At 65.3% G+C, this 16040-nt stretch carries 15 protein-coding genes; 9 read left to right on the forward strand and 6 right to left on the reverse strand.

All coding sequences use genetic code 11. The features are described 5' to 3' along the window. The first annotated feature begins 118 nt into the window (after positions 1-118). Both ACGFYP_RS21545 and ACGFYP_RS21550 read left to right on the forward strand, forming a co-directional pair. Entirely contained in the window at positions 119-2443 is a 2325-nt protein-coding gene (locus tag ACGFYP_RS21545; protein ID WP_393495789.1) for a D-alanyl-D-alanine carboxypeptidase family protein, read from the forward strand. 285 nt (positions 2444-2728) lie between these two features. Then, complete coding sequence (locus tag ACGFYP_RS21550; RefSeq protein ID WP_393495792.1) at positions 2729-4417, forward strand: MFS transporter; 1689 nt, start codon at positions 2729-2731, stop codon at positions 4415-4417. A gap of 156 nt (positions 4418-4573) precedes the next feature. Here the strand turns inward: ACGFYP_RS21550 and ACGFYP_RS21555 are convergent, their stop codons facing one another. The 4 genes from ACGFYP_RS21555 to ACGFYP_RS21570 form a co-directional block, all read right to left on the reverse strand. Continuing rightward, positions 4574-5092, reverse strand: coding sequence for a hypothetical protein (locus tag ACGFYP_RS21555; protein ID WP_393495795.1), 519 nt, complete (start codon positions 5090-5092; stop codon positions 4574-4576). Positions 5093-5201: 109 nt separating this feature from the next. Further along, positions 5202-5516 (reverse strand): hypothetical protein, encoded by a 315-nt coding sequence (locus tag ACGFYP_RS21560; protein ID WP_393495798.1) that lies wholly within the window; start codon positions 5514-5516, stop codon positions 5202-5204. A gap of 389 nt (positions 5517-5905) precedes the next feature. After that, positions 5906-6313 carry a hypothetical protein gene (locus tag ACGFYP_RS21565; RefSeq protein WP_393495801.1) on the reverse strand — a complete coding sequence of 136 codons (408 nt, stop codon included), beginning with the start codon at positions 6311-6313 and terminating at the stop codon, positions 5906-5908. Positions 6314-6348: 35 nt separating this feature from the next. Beyond that, positions 6349-7104 (reverse strand): GntR family transcriptional regulator, encoded by a 756-nt coding sequence (locus ACGFYP_RS21570; protein ID WP_393495804.1) that lies wholly within the window; start codon positions 7102-7104, stop codon positions 6349-6351. Between the two features lie 78 nt (positions 7105-7182). Between ACGFYP_RS21570 and ACGFYP_RS21575 the strand changes: the two genes are divergently transcribed. The 6 genes from ACGFYP_RS21575 (at position 7183) to ACGFYP_RS21600 (ending at position 13801) form a co-directional block, all read left to right on the forward strand. After that, entirely contained in the window at positions 7183-7461 is a 279-nt protein-coding gene (locus tag ACGFYP_RS21575) for a hypothetical protein (RefSeq protein WP_393496483.1), read from the forward strand. A 12-nt stretch (positions 7462-7473) separates the two neighbouring features. Next, positions 7474-7719: a hypothetical protein gene (locus ACGFYP_RS21580; RefSeq protein WP_393495807.1), complete on the forward strand. Its 246-nt coding sequence runs from the start codon at positions 7474-7476 to the stop codon at positions 7717-7719. A 175-nt stretch (positions 7720-7894) separates the two neighbouring features. Continuing rightward, a complete protein-coding gene (locus ACGFYP_RS21585) occupies positions 7895-8119 on the forward strand; it encodes a hypothetical protein (protein ID WP_393495810.1) in 225 nt (74 codons plus the stop codon). 7 nt (positions 8120-8126) lie between these two features. Continuing rightward, positions 8127-8822, forward strand: coding sequence for a GntR family transcriptional regulator (locus ACGFYP_RS21590; RefSeq protein ID WP_393495813.1), 696 nt, complete (start codon positions 8127-8129; stop codon positions 8820-8822). Continuing rightward, positions 8819-9163, forward strand: coding sequence for a hypothetical protein (locus tag ACGFYP_RS21595; protein ID WP_393495816.1), 345 nt, complete (start codon positions 8819-8821; stop codon positions 9161-9163). The genes ACGFYP_RS21590 and ACGFYP_RS21595 overlap by 4 nt, the downstream gene beginning before the upstream one ends. Positions 9164-9349: 186 nt before the next feature. Continuing rightward, complete coding sequence (locus tag ACGFYP_RS21600) at positions 9350-13801, forward strand: hypothetical protein (RefSeq protein ID WP_393495819.1); 4452 nt, start codon at positions 9350-9352, stop codon at positions 13799-13801. 359 nt (positions 13802-14160) lie between these two features. Here ACGFYP_RS21600 and ACGFYP_RS21605 read toward each other — a convergent pair whose 3' ends face one another. Both ACGFYP_RS21605 and ACGFYP_RS21610 read right to left on the reverse strand, forming a co-directional pair. Then, positions 14161-14637, reverse strand: coding sequence for a hypothetical protein (locus ACGFYP_RS21605; protein ID WP_393495822.1), 477 nt, complete (start codon positions 14635-14637; stop codon positions 14161-14163). Next, positions 14634-15104, reverse strand: coding sequence for an NUDIX hydrolase (locus ACGFYP_RS21610; protein WP_393495825.1), 471 nt, complete (start codon positions 15102-15104; stop codon positions 14634-14636). The genes ACGFYP_RS21605 and ACGFYP_RS21610 overlap by 4 nt, the downstream gene beginning before the upstream one ends. Before the next feature lie 18 nt (positions 15105-15122). On the opposite strand from ACGFYP_RS21610, the gene ACGFYP_RS21615 reads away from it, so the two are divergent. After that, positions 15123-15902: a GntR family transcriptional regulator gene (locus tag ACGFYP_RS21615; RefSeq protein WP_393496487.1), complete on the forward strand. Its 780-nt coding sequence runs from the start codon at positions 15123-15125 to the stop codon at positions 15900-15902. The last annotated feature ends 138 nt before the right edge of the window (positions 15903-16040 follow it).

The following is a 16040-nucleotide window of genomic DNA, read 5'->3' on the forward strand; positions in this document are numbered from 1 at the left end:
ATTCATCTGTCGAGAGCGCCTGGGTGCTTCGTACGGGAACCAGTAGGTATGTCGTTCTCGTCTAGCACGGGGGCCAAGGGGTTCACACAGGACACTGATACATGGTTCGGACGTACGCATGACGCATGGAGGAGGCACGGTGGCGGGCGAGTCCCCCGACAAGGCGGAGCAGCAGGAGTCCTCGCGGGAGAAGACTCCGGGCGGCGGCGGCCGGGATCCCCGGCTGTCGGTACTCCGCGAGCCCGCGCCGTCGCCGGTCCAGGTCGACCAGCCGACGGCCGTCTTCAAGACCTTGGCGCCGCGGACCCCGGAGGACGACGCTCCGGCGGAGGAGCGCGCGGCGGAGCCGGAGGCGGCTGCCGAGGAGCGTGCCGAGGAGCGTGCCGAGGAGTCGGAGACGGCTTCGGAGGCGGGCTCGGAGGGCACGGAAGGCTCGGAGGGCGAGAGCGACCGTCTGCGGGCCGCGGTGGCGGCGTGGGTCGCCTCCGACGACGAGGCCGAGGCGACCGAGGCCGAGGCGGCCTCCGAGGACGAGCCGGTGGCTCAGGAGGACTCCAACGACGACGCGGACTCCGAGGCGGACGCGGATGCGGACGCGGAAACGGTTCAGGAGGCCGCTGAGGCCCCCGAGGCCGCCGACTCCTGGTTCGCCTCGCGGAAGCCCGCCGAGGCGACGCAGGAGGCCGAGGACGAGCCCGAGGCCGAGCCCCAGCCGGAGGCCCAGGCCGAGCCCGAGCCGGAGGCCGACGAGCAGGAGCCCGAGCCGGCGGAGTCCACCGACCGCGCTGAGTCCGCCGAGTCCACCGACCGCGCCGAGTCGGCCGAGTCGACCGACCCTGCCGAGTCGGCCGAACCCGTCGATCAGCCGACCGCCATGTTCAAGATCGTCCGTCCGCCGGTCGTGGACCAGCCGACGACGGCGCTCAAGATGCCGCCCGCTCCGGAGCCCGCGCCTGCGCAGGAACGCCCGAGCACCTTCGTACCGCTGCGCCCGGACACGCCGGCGGCTCCCGCGGCTCCCGCGGCCAAGGCGTCCCCGACGCCCCCCGTGTCCCCGACGCCCCGCGCCCCCGCGGCGGCTGCGGCCCCGGCCCCCACCCCCGTACCCCCGCCCTCGCTCGCCGAGGCCGAGCGGACGAGGCAGCAGCCGATGCCGCCGCTTCCCCCGCTCGACCTGCTCGCCGAGCTGACCAACACCCCGCCCCCGGCGCCGACGCCGATGCGCATCACCCTCCGGCGGGTGCGGATCTGGACGCCGCTGGTCGTTCTGCTGCTGATCGTCTTTGCGGTCGTACAGTTCGTGCGGCCGCTTCCGGCGCCCACGCTCTCCCTCACCGCCGCGCCCACCTTCACCTTCGAGGGCGGCGAGCTGCAGATGCCGTGGCCGACCGAGGGTCAGGGCGCCGCCGAGGTCGAGGGCGTCGGCTCGCTCGGGACGTACGGGGCCCAGAAGCCCGCCCCGCTCGCGAGCGTGGCGAAGACGATGACGGCGTACGTGATCCTCAGGGACCACCCGATCAAGGGCGCGGAGCCCGGCCCCGAGATCACCATCGACAAGAAGGCGGCCGACGAGGCCGGCGCGCAGTTCGAGTCGACGGCGGCGGTCAAGGAAGGCCAGACGTACACGGAGAAGGAGCTGGTCCAGCTCCTCATGATCCCGTCCGCGAACAACGTGGCGCGGCTCCTGGCGCGCTGGGACGCCGGTTCCGAGGCCGCGTTCGTCGAGAAGATGAACGCCGCCGCCAAGGACCTCGGGATGACGGAGTCGACGTACACGGACCCGTCCGGTCTGGAGTCGACCACCGTCTCCACCCCGCAGGACCAGCTGAAGCTGGCGAAGGCGGTCATGCAGTACGACGTGTTCCGGGAGATCGTGAACATGCCGAACCTGACCGTCGACGGCATCCCCGGCCAGATCGAGAACAACAACAACATCCTGCTCGAGCCCGGTGTCTCCGGCATCAAGACCGGCTCGTCGACCCCGGCCGGCGGCAACCTCCTCTGGTCCGCGAACACCGTGGTCGACGGCAAGGAGCGCCGGATCCTCGGCATCGTCATGGGTGCGAAGGACGCCAAGCTGCTGCACCAGAAGCTCCAGCTGTCGATCGACTACAGCCTCAAGCTGATCCAGCAGGCACAGAAGGACGTGACCTCGGCCGCCGTGATCCGCAAGGGTCAGGTCGTCGGCCACATCGACGACGGCCTGGGGGGTCGTACCGCCGTGGTCGCGGACAAGGAGCTCAAGGCCGTCGGCTGGCCGGGTCTGAAGGTCGACCTGGAGCTGACCGACGGCGGCAAGGCCGTCCCGCACACCGGCAAGGCGGGCGACGTCGTCGGCCAGGTGTCGATCGGCACCGGTACGGGCAAGGTCAGCTCTCCGGTCTCGCTCAAGACGGACCTCGTGGAGCCCGGCTTCGACAAGAAGCTGACCCGTCTGGGCTGACGTGTCAGGGCGTCCCGGTTTCCCCGGGGCGCCCTGCTGTTAGCGTTCCGGAGGCCGAGACATGTGCGAAAGGCAGTTCGGGAGCAGCACGGGAGAGGGACGCGAGTGACCACCGCCGAGCCGACACGCGCCGACGAGAGCGCGCCCAGGCACCCCGAACCGCCGCACTCCAAGATCTCTGGGCCCTCCTCGCGAATAGACCTCCCGACCCCCAGGCAGCCGGCCGAGCCGTCGCCTGAGGCATCGCCCGCGCGGCGACCGCGCCGCAGGCGCCGCTACCCGGTCATGATCGCGACGGGTGTGGCCGCCCTGACTCACGTCCTCTGGTTCTTCCTGTTCGCGAACAGCGGCGGGGACCTCGCGGCGCAGGACGCGTGGGCCGAGTTCGTGGGCCGGCATCCGGACTCCGCGTACAACCTCGCCTGGTACGGGGGGATGCACCCGGTCTCGTACAGCGTCGTCTCGCCGTACGTGATGTCGGTGCTCGGCGTCCGTACGACGATGATGATCGCGGGCACGCTCTCGGCCGGTCTGACGGCGCTGATCCTGGTGCGGGTGCGGGCGGTGCGCAATCCGCTGGCGTGCGCGCTCGCGGGCGTCTTCGCGTTCCTCTGCAACGCGCTGTCGGGACGGGTGACGTTCGGGCTCGGCATGATGTTCGCGCTGGGCGCGGTCGCCGCGGTCTTCTGCTGGCCGCACCGCTGGCGCCGCAGGCGCTGGGCGAAGGCGGCGGTCGCCGCGCCGCTCGCGGGCATCGCGACCGCGTGCAGCCCGGTGGCGGGCCTCTTCCTCGGTGTCGCGGCGGCGGCACTGTTCCTGAACCGCCGCCGGCCGGGCGCGTACGCGCTTGGCCTGGCCCCGGTCCTGGTGGTGGCCCTCTCCTCCTGGCTGTTCCCCTTCTCCGGTACGCAGCCGATGTCGTGGGCGTCGACGGCGCTGCCGTTCCTCTTCGGGGTGCTGTGCTTCGCGCTCGTACCGCGCGAGTGGCGCACGGTACGCACGGGCGCGGCGGTGTACGCGGCGGGGACGCTGCTGACCTGGCTGATCGACTCGCAGATCGGCTCGAACGTCTCGCGGCTCGTGATGCTCTTCGCGGGCGTGGTCCTGCTGGCGGCGCTGCCGTACAGCGTCCCGCGCTCGCGGAAGTGGTACGCGATCGTGCTGGCCTTCGCCGGCCTCAACGTCTGGATCGGCTTCAAGGGCGTCGACGACGTCATCCGCACCGCTCCGGACGCGTCGTGGACGCGGGAGGTCGCGCCGCTGATCAACCAGTTGCAGGTGCGAGGTGCGGAGAAGGCGCGGGTCGAGGTCGTACCGGCGTCGAGCCACCGCGAGTCCTCGGCGCTCAGCCCGTACATCAACCTGGCGCGGGGCTGGAACCGCCAGGCGGACATGGAGCGGAACCCGCTCTTCTACGACGACACCCTGAACGCCACGAACTACCAGGACTGGCTGGACCGCTGGGCGGTGCACTACGTGGTGCTGCCGACGGGGGCGCCGGACTCGGGCGCCGAGCTGGAGGCGGAGCTTGTCGGGGACGGGCTGCCGTACCTGAAGCAGGTCTGGTCGGACGCGAACTGGCGCCTGTACGAGGTGGACGCCCCGACCCCGCTCGCGGACCCGCCGGCGAAGGTGCGCCGGGCGGGCGCGAACGAGGTCGTGATCGAGGTCGACGCCCCGGGCCGGGTCCTGATCCGCGTCCCGTACTCACCGTGGCTCGCGCTCGTCGACGAGACCGGCGGCAAGATCGAGCCGCCGGAGGAGACGGAGGCGTCGAAGACGGCCCGGGAGGAGTCGACGGAGGAGCTGGAGAAGGTCTTCCTCAACGAGTCGGGCTGCCTCCTGAAGACGGAGGCGGACGCGGAGGGCGACGAGTGGACGGAACTCCTGGCCCCGAAGGCGGGCGTCTACCGCCTGTCGGCCCCGTACAAGTTCTTCCCGAGGGGCACGGCCTGCCCGAAGGAACTCCGCTGAGAGCCGAAGCGCCGCCGCGTACGTCAAAGGGCACCTAGCAACGTTGCTAGGTGCCCTTTGCCTCTGTGCCCCCGTGTGACTGAGCCCTCTACTTGGCCCGTCTGGCCAAGTAGAGCGCTCAGCTGGAGCCCGCATCCAGAGCGATCCGGTCGGAAGCTAGCGACCCACCGTGCTCCAGTCAGCGGGGGCGGGCGGCACCGTACGGCCGGCGATGTGTTCGTGGAGGCGCCGGGTCAGTTCCGGCAGATCGTAGGCAGGGAAGCTGACCTGCAGGAGGCGCAGGGCGAACTCCGACGGCTGGTCGCCCTGAAACATTGCCGCGTCCATCGGCTTGATCGTCACGTCCCAGGCGTCGGGGGCGGCCCAGTGCGTCATCCGCACGTAGAAGGCATCCCGCGGTCCGGCATTTGCTACGGCCGAGAGGAAGGAGAGTCCGCTGTCGACCGGGAAGTCGATGAGCATCCAGCCGCGGCGGGACTCCACCCACTCCGCCATGTGCGGCAACTTCGCTGGCCAATCCGCGTTGCTCTCGGCCAAGTCCTGGCAGCAGGTGAACGTGTCGATGCCACACTCCCAGATCGCCTGGATAGCTGGTGCGAGCTGCTCGTCGATCTGGGCGTGGAGGTTGCCCACTCGGACGAGAACGGTGGGGTGCGTGCCTTCGTAAGACGTCATCGCAGGAGCATAGAAGCGGAGTACGACATCACAGCAGGCGGAGCCCGCCGGCAACATGCTCCGCTTCAACCAGCCGCGCACCCGCTAGCCGGACACCCCCTGGGAGCGCTCAGCTCCTCAACGACCGCACTACGACCGCCGCCGACAGCATGAGTCCGGCACCGGCCATCACCTTGGCGGCGGTCGGGCGTTCGCGCGGGTCCGCCCCGGTGGCCAGCAGGAGCTGCAGCGCCGAGGGGAAGAACAGGAACATGCCGGCCATGGCGCCGATGAACGACCACAGCACCAGCAGCGCCGCGATGGCGCCCGCGACGTAGACGAAGCCGGACGGCCGGGCGTACAGGAACAACGGCACGGAGGCCACCGCGGCGGTCGCGAAGGCGAGCGCCAGGATGCCGGAACCCGCGAACCACACGATCAGCACGGGTAGGGGGGTGACCACGGCGCACAGCACGAGGCCGAACTGCCATGGATGAACACTCGCTCGCGCAGCGGCGTGCATGACCAACCCCCGGACCCGATGACTTGAACGCGTTCAAACTACCGGATCCGGGGGCGTGCTACGTCAGCGGGCGCACCGGCCAACTGGACAGCTCAGCCAGGCCAACTCAAGCGCTAGGGAGCCAACTCAGCCGCTCAGTCTCACCCCGGCAGGATTCGAACCTGCGACACCCGCTTTAGGAGTTCGATCGGGCGGGTGCTGTAGGGCTCCGCACCGAGCCCTGTCCCGTTCTCAGCGACCGCCTGAGACCGCCCTCGTTCGGTGCCGTTGATGTCAGCTCTGGATGTCAGGCTCCGCTGCCTGATCCGCGGTCACCAGTCGCGCCAGGCGTCGGTGATCCCGGCTCGGACGATGCCCTTCCTCGCCAACAAAGCAGCCACGTCCACACCATGCTCGCCCAGGGTGAGGTCGACGTAGTCGCACAACTGCTCCCGCTCTTCGGTGCAGAAGCGGGCCCCGCTATGGGCCGGATCGTGGTCGACGGCGTTGAGCGCGAGAACGACCCTCTCGACAGCCCGGAAGACCTCTTCGTCGGAGGGCTTCACCAGCCCACGCATCTCCGCCTCGAATGCCTCCAAGGCCGAGTCCGTCGCCCTCAGCAAGGACTCCGGGTACATCTCCGCCGCACGGGCGCACTCGGGCCCCAGGATCCCGGCCTCGATGTCGCGGGCCACTTGCACCATCCAGGCACGCCAGTTCTCAGGGGGTCTGTTCGCCATGGCGAGAAGGTACGCCGGAGCACTGACAGCCCCGCCTAGCGGCTGATGGGGATCTCGTAGACGATCTCGCAGAGAGCGGCGGGGACGACGATGTCGGCAGTTTCCACCGGGTGGCCCTCGTCGCTGTAATACGTCCGCCGGATGTGCGTGACGAGCGCGGCCTTCTGGATCCCGAGGAGCGACGCTTCCTCAGCGGTGGCTTGCCGCGGCTCCGGCTGCTCAACGGCGTGGCTGACCGTGATGCCGATCGCGGCCATCCGGTTCACGACGCCGGCCCCGGCGTGCGGCCCGCCCTCGGGAAGTACGACGAGGGTCCCGCCGGTGAGGTCGTACGGCTCCCAGCTCGTGGACAACTGCACGGGCCGCCCGTCGGCGAGGAACTCGTACACGGTCCGGACGCACAGCTCGCCCTCACCGATCCCGAGCCGCGCAGCGATCTCCGCCGGCGCGGGCACCTTGGCATCTGTCCGGCTCTCCCAGCCACCGTTCCGCCCCACGGCCTTCATGTCCGCGCGGAACGGCGACCCGTCGGGCTGCTCGCGCGCCGCGGACCGAACCATCCGCACCCGCTGCCGCGGCTCGACCACGTATGTCCCGGACCCGGCCCGCCCCTCCAACACGCCCTGGGAGATCAGGAGCTCCTGCGCGCGGCGGACGACGTTCTCGCCTACGCCGCACTCCTGGCCGATCTGGGCGCGGGAGGGCAGCCGGTCTCCGGGCGTCCACTCGTGCTCCGCGATCCGCCGCCGGAGTTCGTCGGCGATACGGAGATAAGGCGGCTGCTCAGGCATATGGAAAATCTAGTCCACTAGCTCTAACCTAGTTAACTAGCTTCACTCAAAGTGATCGCCGGTGACGGAGGCTGCCCAGTGCCCGCTTCAGAGGTAAGCGCGGAGGCCATCGCCGCCCGGTTGTCAGCTGTGGGGCTGTCCACGCGCGTGCAAGAGCACACCAGACACACGTCGATCGAAGTGGAGGTGCCGGATTCCTTCCCCGCCGAGACATGGCGGGAGGTCCTGGAAGTGGTGGCGAAGGCAGACCGGTTCGGACTCCTCGCCACCAGCCTGGGCGGCCGCACCCTGTGGGCCGTCGTACGCAAAGCGGTCCCCGCGACGGGCGATGTCCGGGGACCTGGCCATCAGCGATAGGAGCTGATCAGCGTGTTCAACCGTATCCGTCGCGCCGTAGCGCGCACCAGAGAGCGGTACTCCCGAAAGGCCCGCCACCACGCCCCGTTAACGCAGTCCAGCCCCACCCTCACCGACTGGCCGACGCTGGCGCTGAGACAGCCCCGGGACCGCACGGACTTCCTTCCGGGTGAGGAGACCGCACTCGTCCGCCCGTACGTACTGGCAGTCGAGGAACTCCTCGCCTGTACCTGCTTCAAGCCGGCGGAGGCCCACTGATGCCGCAGCCGAAGGCAGCCCCTTACCGATCGACTTCGTGCCGGATCGGCACGCACCACGAGTGCGCGCATTCGTCCCCGGTGACTGCGCCGGTCGGCGTTCCCGTGGTCTACGAGACATGCGCCTGCTCCTGCCACGCGCCAGCCGCCGCGGCCACTTCCATGGGGACGGCCTCATGAAGGCCTGGGCTCCGAGTGGTGCGATGGCCGCGCCTGTCGAGATCACCTCGACCAACGTGCAGCGCGGCGACGTCATCCAGATCGGCGGGCAACCCTGCCGAGTGGCCGACCTCTTCCAACTGCCTCAGGGCGCCAAACGTCTTCTCTTCGAGTCGGGCGAACTGCTGACCATCCACCCCCGAACCCGACTCGTTGCCGTACGGGTCCTCAGAAGGTGGTGATCAACCCGTGCCGTCCCTCCGCCACACCATCGCCGACGACCTCAGGACCCAGATCACCACGGGCCTCCTCAAGCCCGGCGAACGCCTCCCCTCGGAGCCCCAGCTCGCCGCGCGCTACAGGGTCAGCACGGCGACACTGCGCAACGCCCTCGCACTCCTCCAGGCCGAGGGCCTGATCGAAAAGGTCCACGGCAAAGGCAACTTCGTCCGCCGCCTCCGCCGCAGACTCACGTACGAGGGAGGCGCCCTCACTCCCATCGTTCCGACGCTCCATGTCACGGTCCGCACCACCCACCTCCGGGCGCAAGGGGTGCTGAGCACCCTGCTGAAGGTGTCATCACGAGCCCTGCTGACCGAGTACCTCTGTGTCAGCCACGTGGGGGAGTCGCCACACAGCCTGGCCCGCATCTACGTCCCCAGAGAGCTGGCGCCGGCCGAATCGTCCTGTCGCTGGCCCAAGCCAGCGCCACTCGGGCCACACATCGCGGAGGTCCGCGAGAAGGTCGGCGCCCGCCTCCCGACCCTGGAGGAAGCCTCAACCCTCCGGATCAGCTCGGCGCTGGCAGTCCTCGCGATCACTCGGGTATCTGCTGACATCACAGGCCGCGTCGTCGAAGCCGCCCTGTTAGTCCTCCCCGGCGATCGAGCCGACGCACGCTTCACCACCCATCACAGCGCCGAAGACGGAAGGGCCGAAGGATGACGTCCCACAACGAGCTGCGCCTCCTCCCGTGGGCGGGCCCAGACGGCAAGCCCTGCTACCTGAGCACCGATGATGACGACAGCCACATGTCCCGCCTGGCGGACAACACCGAAGAGATCCAACTAGGCATGGCGGCCGCCCTCGTGGCGCACGCGCTGGAAGCCCTCGACGACGAGAGGACCGACCCGGATGAACTTCGCTGCCTGACAGCGGACCTGGCGGATGCCCTCAATGACATGCTCCGCGTAGCCACAAGCCGCGGCCACCGCCTAACGGCACCGGGCGGCAGCACTCACGAAGGCAATGACGGCCCACAACTGCCGGCGGCAGCCGTCGGCTAGCGGCAGGAGCAAGCATCCACAGGAGCCCCGCTATGACCCTGGGGGCTCCTGTGCCGTCGCGCATGCGCGCTCGTCGAGCGTTGATCAGACATCGAGGCATCGCATCACGAACCCCCGTCTTCGCGAGTAGGCTGCCGCCTCAAGCCAACGCCCGGCTGTCGAGACACTGCCAAGACGGGAGAACACATGAGCCCTCGTGCAGGAGGAGAGACCGACAAGTTCGGCAATCGGTACGAGGGTGCTTGGACAGTTCGTCACCTACTTTATGTACTGCTTGGGAGTGGCGACTCCATTAAGGTCGAAGATATTGACGACCTGGGCAAGGGCGCGGAGTTCACATACCGCCACGGCAGCACCGTGGAAGTACATCAAGTGAAGCGACAGAACGGCAATGCCAATAGCTGGAACGTTAGGTCGCTCGACAAAAAAGAAATCTGGGAAAATGCGCGCTACCACGTGGACCAAGGGCGCCATTTTCATTTCGTCTCAGTCGTCCCAGCCCGCTCGATCCAAGAGCTCACAGAAAGAGCGAGGAGTGCTGACGATCTCACTGAGTTCCTAAGCGATCGGCTCACGAAAGGGCTCAAAGATTCGTTCGATGAACTGTCCTCTACCATCTATGGATCAGCTGAGGTCGCATGGAGAGTGCTACGCGGACTCTGGGTCTCATGGCCTGACGAAAATGACCTCGTCCGCGGAAACTCAGTACTAGCGGAGCTGCTTCTCAGCGGTGCGGCCGGACGTCTTGCAGCCGCAGGACTCGGGGATCTAGCAAACTATAGCCTTGGCTCGACACTTGATTCAACGGCCATCGAGTCTCGACTTCAGCAGTACGGCCTCTGTCGCTCTACCATCCTCTCCGGGAATACGATTTCCGGAATGGTCAACGATATTACGACAGCATGGGCTGCGAGTGTTGAGCGTGAGCTTCTTCGGCCTGCAATTCTTCGCCCGGAGGCAGACCAGCTTATTCAGCTTCTCGATTCAGACTCGGACATGCTGACGCTCCTCATGGGGGCAGCCGGAGGCGGAAAGAGTGCCACGCTTCTGCAGGCCGTTCGAGCCCTACGGGAGCGAGACACTCCCGTCCTTAGCTTTCGGCTAGATAGACTAGAATCTTTTGCGTCTACCACGGAGCTGGGTAAGCGGGTCGGGCTGAGCATCTCACCCGTGGCAGCCCTTGCGGCTGTGGCTGGCGAGCGCCCATCCGTACTCGTCGTAGATCAGGTCGATGCCGTCAGCCTAGTCTCGGGAAGGATGCCGAGAAACTTCGATTCGGTAGCCGACCTCGTTCGGGAAGCGTCCGCGTTCCCGAGAATGCGAGTACTGCTTTCCTGTCGAAAGTTTGACGTAGAAAACGATCACCGTATTCGGGAACTGGTCGACGATAGGCATTGTGAGCGCATAGAAGTACCAGAGCTCTCTGAAGCTCAGGTCGCTGATGCCCTTTTCTCTATGGGGCTCGATGCGTCCACCCTGAGTCCCCATCAGAAGAAACTTCTCCGATCGCCATTGTGCCTCGTCCTTTTGCATGGATCTGGGGCAGATCCTAACGCCCTAGCGTTCCAGACGATCAAGAGTCTTTTCGATTCCTTCTGGCAACGCAAGCTGACCGACTGCGCACAAAGGAAGGAATCGGTCCGCTTCAACGAGGTTATTTCAAAACTAGCCGAGGCAATCAGCACTCGGCAGCGCCTCTCAGTCCCCGTCACCGTTCTCGACCAAGCCGATCTGGCTGTCGATGCCGGCGTGTTGGTGTCGGAGCACATTCTGGTGCGAGACGGCCAGGAGATCGCCTTCTTTCACGAATCGTTCTTCGATTACGCCTTCGCCCGGGGATGGGCCGATCGCAACGAATCCCTTATCGATTTCCTAAGGAGTGGAGAGCAAGAGCTCTTTCGACGTGCTCAAGTGCGGCAGATTTTGGGTCATTTGCGCGAGCTAGAGCCAGATCGCTTTGTAAACGAAGTGGAAGATGCATTGGCAAGCACTGACGTCCGGTTTCACGTTAAAGACGTCATCTTGACTCTTCTGAGCGCGCTAACCCGACCGACGTCCGGCGAATGGGAGATGGTTGCCGGGGTACTAGAGACTCATCCCGCCTTCGAAGACCGACTGTGGCGATCATTGTGTACGGCCGAATGGTTTCGACGTCTCGACGAGGAAGGGCTAATTGAATACTGGCTAAATGGCAATAGTGTCGCCGAGAAAGAGCGGGCTCTTGAAATCATGACCGGATCAGCCAAGGCCGATCCCGACCGACTAGCGTCACTACTGCAGGCGCAAGTCACAAAAAGTGAATTTCCGGCCTGGCTCCGTTGGATTACTCGCTTTACCGACCTACATGAAAGCCGTCCACTCTTCGAGTTGGTTCTGCAGGCAGTCCGTGACGGTCAATACGAGGGAAATGCTGAGCAAGAGCTCTGGCTTTCATCCCACAACCTTGCGCAGATCAAACCGGTTTGGGCGATTGAACTTCTTGCAGCTTATTTTGTCGACCGTCCTAATGCCATGCATGTTGATTCGCGCAATGAGGTGGAATGTCTAAGGGTGCGAGAGCACACAGCGATTGAGCTGGTACAGCTTGGGGCTGAGAATGCCCCTGCGTCTTTTTGTGAACTGCTTGTGCCTTACATGCTGCGTGTCATGGCGGCAACAGCTTACGCGAGGGACGATCTCCCCACAAAGGATCGACACTTTTCGCATCGATATCCGAGCCTTGATGCGCATGACCTCGGAGGGGCTCTCCTGACTGGTGCGGCTTCAGCTATTCGCGGCCTTGTCAGGCTAGGATCAGAACAAGCACAGACAACTCTGGAAACCCTTGCAATAAGCGAATTCGAGACGGCGCAATGGCTGCTGTACGAGGGAATGCGGACAGAGGGCGAACGCTATGCTCAGTGGGCAACTGACCTCATGCTTGAAGGCGCTCATCGCTTCCTCAGCGGATACTCATCAAATGTTGTATGGGGAGCACGGCAGCTGATTGAGGCCACGAGTTCGTTTTGCTCCGACGACTCCTTCCGTGCGCTTGAGAGTGCGATTCTGGCCCTTCGCTTCCCGTGGGAGGGCAGGCGACCGGGGTGGTACACATTCAACCTCCTGTCTGCGATGAACGAGTCACGGCTTTCTGAAGCTGCAAAGCGCCGTCTCGGTGAGTTGCGCAGAGCCACGGGGATGGAGCAGCCCCCTGAACCGCAAGGAGTCGTTGGCGGAGGCATCGCCTCTCCGATTCCTCTCGAGTCCGCCCAGAAAATGAGTGACCACAACTGGCTGAGCGCTATTGCGAAACATAACTCGCAGAAAACCGATTGGCAATCCTTCACGGGTGGAGCTCACGAACTGTCGGGCGTGTTGCGTCAGGAGGCAGAGCAAGATTCAGAAAGATTCGCTCGCCTCGCCATGCATTTTGACGCCGACACACATCCGGCTTACAGCAACGCTTTGTTCCAGGCGTTTGGGGCAGCAGAAGCGCTAGATGACGGCGAGGTAGTATTCAACGCTGTCCGTCACATCTCATCGCTTGGCAACGGCGACAATGTTCAATGGCTCGGTACTGCACTTCGACGCTACTACAAGTCGGTTCCGCTGGATCTCGTGCAGACCTTTGTTGAATACGCAACTCGTCCAGTGAGTCTCGAAGGCGAAGTTCCAGATGGTTGGCCACCTACGGATGCCGAGAACGTCGGTCGTGATACCTACGAAGCCGGAATAAACTCCGCTCGTGGTGCGGCTGCACAAACCTTGGGAGATCTCCTCGTTCACGACACCGACGGAAGCCGCACAGCACTAGTGGCGCCGGCTCTGAATCAGCTAGCAGCAGACGCCTCTACCTCGATTCGAGCGTGTGTCGCGCACCTTGTTCATGCTTCCATGCGACACGGGCGATATCAGGCCCTGCAGGCATTTTCTCAGCTAATTGAGACGGACGACGATAACCTCTTCGCGACGCAAACAACCGTCCGCTTGATCGCGTACGTTGGATCTGTGGACTTGGACCTAGCACGCCCAGTGATTGCTCGAATGCTTCAATCACCAGTTGTGGAAGTGCGAACCGCTGGCGGCCAACTTGCTGCCCTAGCTGCAGTGGAATGGGGCATGGCGGAGCTTCTCAATGAGATTCTTTCCGCAGGTGACAGTGCACAACGAGAGGGAGCCGCGCAGCTATGCGCGCATAAGCTGTCGGCAGCGAATGACACAGCCGTTGCACGCAAAGCCTTGGACGCACTTATGGATGACACCGACACTGCGGTTCAGGCAGCGGTTGGCCAGATGGCGGTTGCACTTCGGGGTCAGCGCCTTCGCCCCTTCAAGGAACCGCTGACTCGTCTAATTTCGTCAGCTTCGTTCACAGCGGCTCTGCCTCAGCTCTTCATCACTCTGGAGCATGCGCCGGACCGTGTAGATGACTTGGTCTTGGAATGTTCACAACGCTTCATTGAGATCAAGGGAGAAGATTCTGCAGAAATGCGAACTGGTGCAGCGGGTGGCGGTCGGCATGTAGGTGGTCTTCTAATTCGAGCTTATGCACAAGCCGCCACCGGAACAAGGCGAGCGCCGGTCTTGGATTTGATCGACAGACTGCTAGGGGTTGGCGCTTTCGGCGTAGCGGACCTGGTTAAGAATTCGGAACGTTAGCGATCGCGTTCCGTTCCCTAAAAGGTCGGTGGAGCGGCTTTGGGCGGGAGCTGCTTTGGGGCGAGTGATCATGGCCCCGTAAGCTTCCGGCGCGGCGGGCAGTCTGTGGACCTGCCCGGTAAAGCACGACGTTGGGGCCATGATCTTAGAGGCTCGCCCCAAAGTGGCTGCCTAAAGCCGTGGAGCCGACCGCCCCAGCCACAGCGGGGTTCACCACCCATCAACCCGAGCTGTCAGGCGTGCGGCCGGCGGCCGGGCCGGAGCGGGGCGAAGACAGGAGCGGCGGCCCGGACGACGGGCCGCACGCGCCGCGCAGTGCGCGGCGGGTGCCTTGATGAAGTAGGGAAACTCTTACCGCGCTACTGCTTGGGGGCCTTGAAGGTCTCGGCGTTCGCTGCGATGCGCTGAGACAGGTCGTCCAAGGAGCACTCGATCCTGGCGTGGGCCTCGGCGTCGAAGTCTGTGATCTCGGAAGCTGTCGCAAGGTAGTCGGAGGGCGTGAAGCCCCAGCCGTTCACCATGCTCCATCCGGCCTGCACCTCGGCGTTGTGTCCGTCTGCGGACCCTACGCGTAGCCAGCCCGTGCACTCGTCGGAGAAGTCGTATGGCAGGTAGGCCGTGCCGACTGTGCCTCTCAGTCCATCGACCTGGCTCCTCCATTGCTCCAGGAGGCGTACGAGGTTCCCCCTCAGGTCCGGGGATGCAGTGGCCGTATCGTCGTTGTCTAGGTAGAACGAGTCGCAGGTGTGGCAATACGGCCCCAGGCGCAACTGGAGGTTGTCGTGAGACTTCTTCTCCGCCAGCAGCTCGAAACTGAGGGCTATGGGGGCCGTCATGCCGACCTCTCCAGGAGGTGCCGGCCGTCGTGGCTGCGGACGTGCGGGCTGGCTCCGTCCAGGGCGTCCAGGAGGCGGATCGCATAGACCTCTGTCATGCGGTCGGAGATCTCGTCCGGGGTGAGCCACTCGACCGCGGTCGACTCCGTGGAGGTTCGTTCCTTGCCGCCGGATGGCTTGCAGCGGAAGACCAACGCCACGATCCCTCGGGTGGTGTTCTTGTAGACGCCGGTCAGTTCCTCGACCTCTACCCGGATGCCGGTCTCTTCCCAGACCTCGCGGGCCACGCCCTCTTCGGGGGCCTCCGTGAGTTCGAGTACGCCGCCCGGGAGTTCCCAGGTGCCGTTGTCCGCTCGGCGGATCGCCAAGAGTCGGCCGTCTTCGCGTACGACCGCGCCCGCGACGGACACGGAGTGCAGTGGCGTTGACGTCGTCTCTCGGGCGCTGTTACTCATGTACAGGAGCATAGGAGAGTGGGAAAGACTGTGGGAACTCCAGTAGGAGGTGGTCGGTCCGTACCTCGGTACGTCCAGATCGCTGAGGAGATTGTTCAGCAGATCCAGGCTGGGGTTCTCAAGCCTGGCGACCTGGTGCCGAGTGAGTCCGAGCTCGCCGAGCGGTACGGCGTCGCCGGCGGGACCATCCGTAAGGCAATGGTCGAGGTTCGTGCGAGCGGGCTCGTGGAGACGCGGCACGGCAAGGGGTCGATCGTTAAGGACCGGCCGCCCGTGCGGCTGCGGTCGTCGGATCGGTTTCGGGCCTCGCATCGGCGTGGGGGGAAGGCCGCATACCTTGCTGAGTCCGCTCAGTCCGGTGCCACCGCCAAGGTGAGCGTCCTCTATATCGGGCCGATGGAAGCGCCGGAGGACATCGCCGAGCGCCTGGGCGTCGACGCCGGTACGCAGGTGCTTGCGCGCCGGCGGCTGTACTTCCGTAACGGCGTTCCCGTCGAGACCGCCTCCTCCTACCTTCCGTGGGACGTGGTCAAGGACATCCCTCAGCTCTTCTCTGAGAACCCCGGGCCCGGTGGGATCTACGCCCGGCTGGAGGACGACGGGCACGTCTTCACCGAGTTCGTCGAGACGTTGCAGGCTCGGCCGGCAGCCAAGGCCGAGGCTTCCGAACTCGCTCTGAGTCCCGGGGCCCCCGTCGTTCACCTGCTGCGGAACGCCGTCACCAAGACCGGGCGGGTGGTCGAGGTCTGCGACACCCTCATGGCGGCTGACCAGTTCGTCTTCGAGTATCGGATCCCTGCCGCCGACTGACGCGCGGTCAACTCTCCTCAACCCGCTTGGACTTCTTCGTCTGGGCGGGTTGACTCATGTATAGGAGTCGGGCACTCTTCTTCATGGCACTCATGTACATGAGTGACGGAGTCCAGCACTTCTAGAGGAGTGATCTTT

Origin of the sequence: Streptomyces sp. NPDC048370 (genome assembly GCF_043200825.1) — a bacterium.
Lineage (GTDB): Bacteria > Actinomycetota > Actinomycetes > Streptomycetales > Streptomycetaceae > Streptomyces.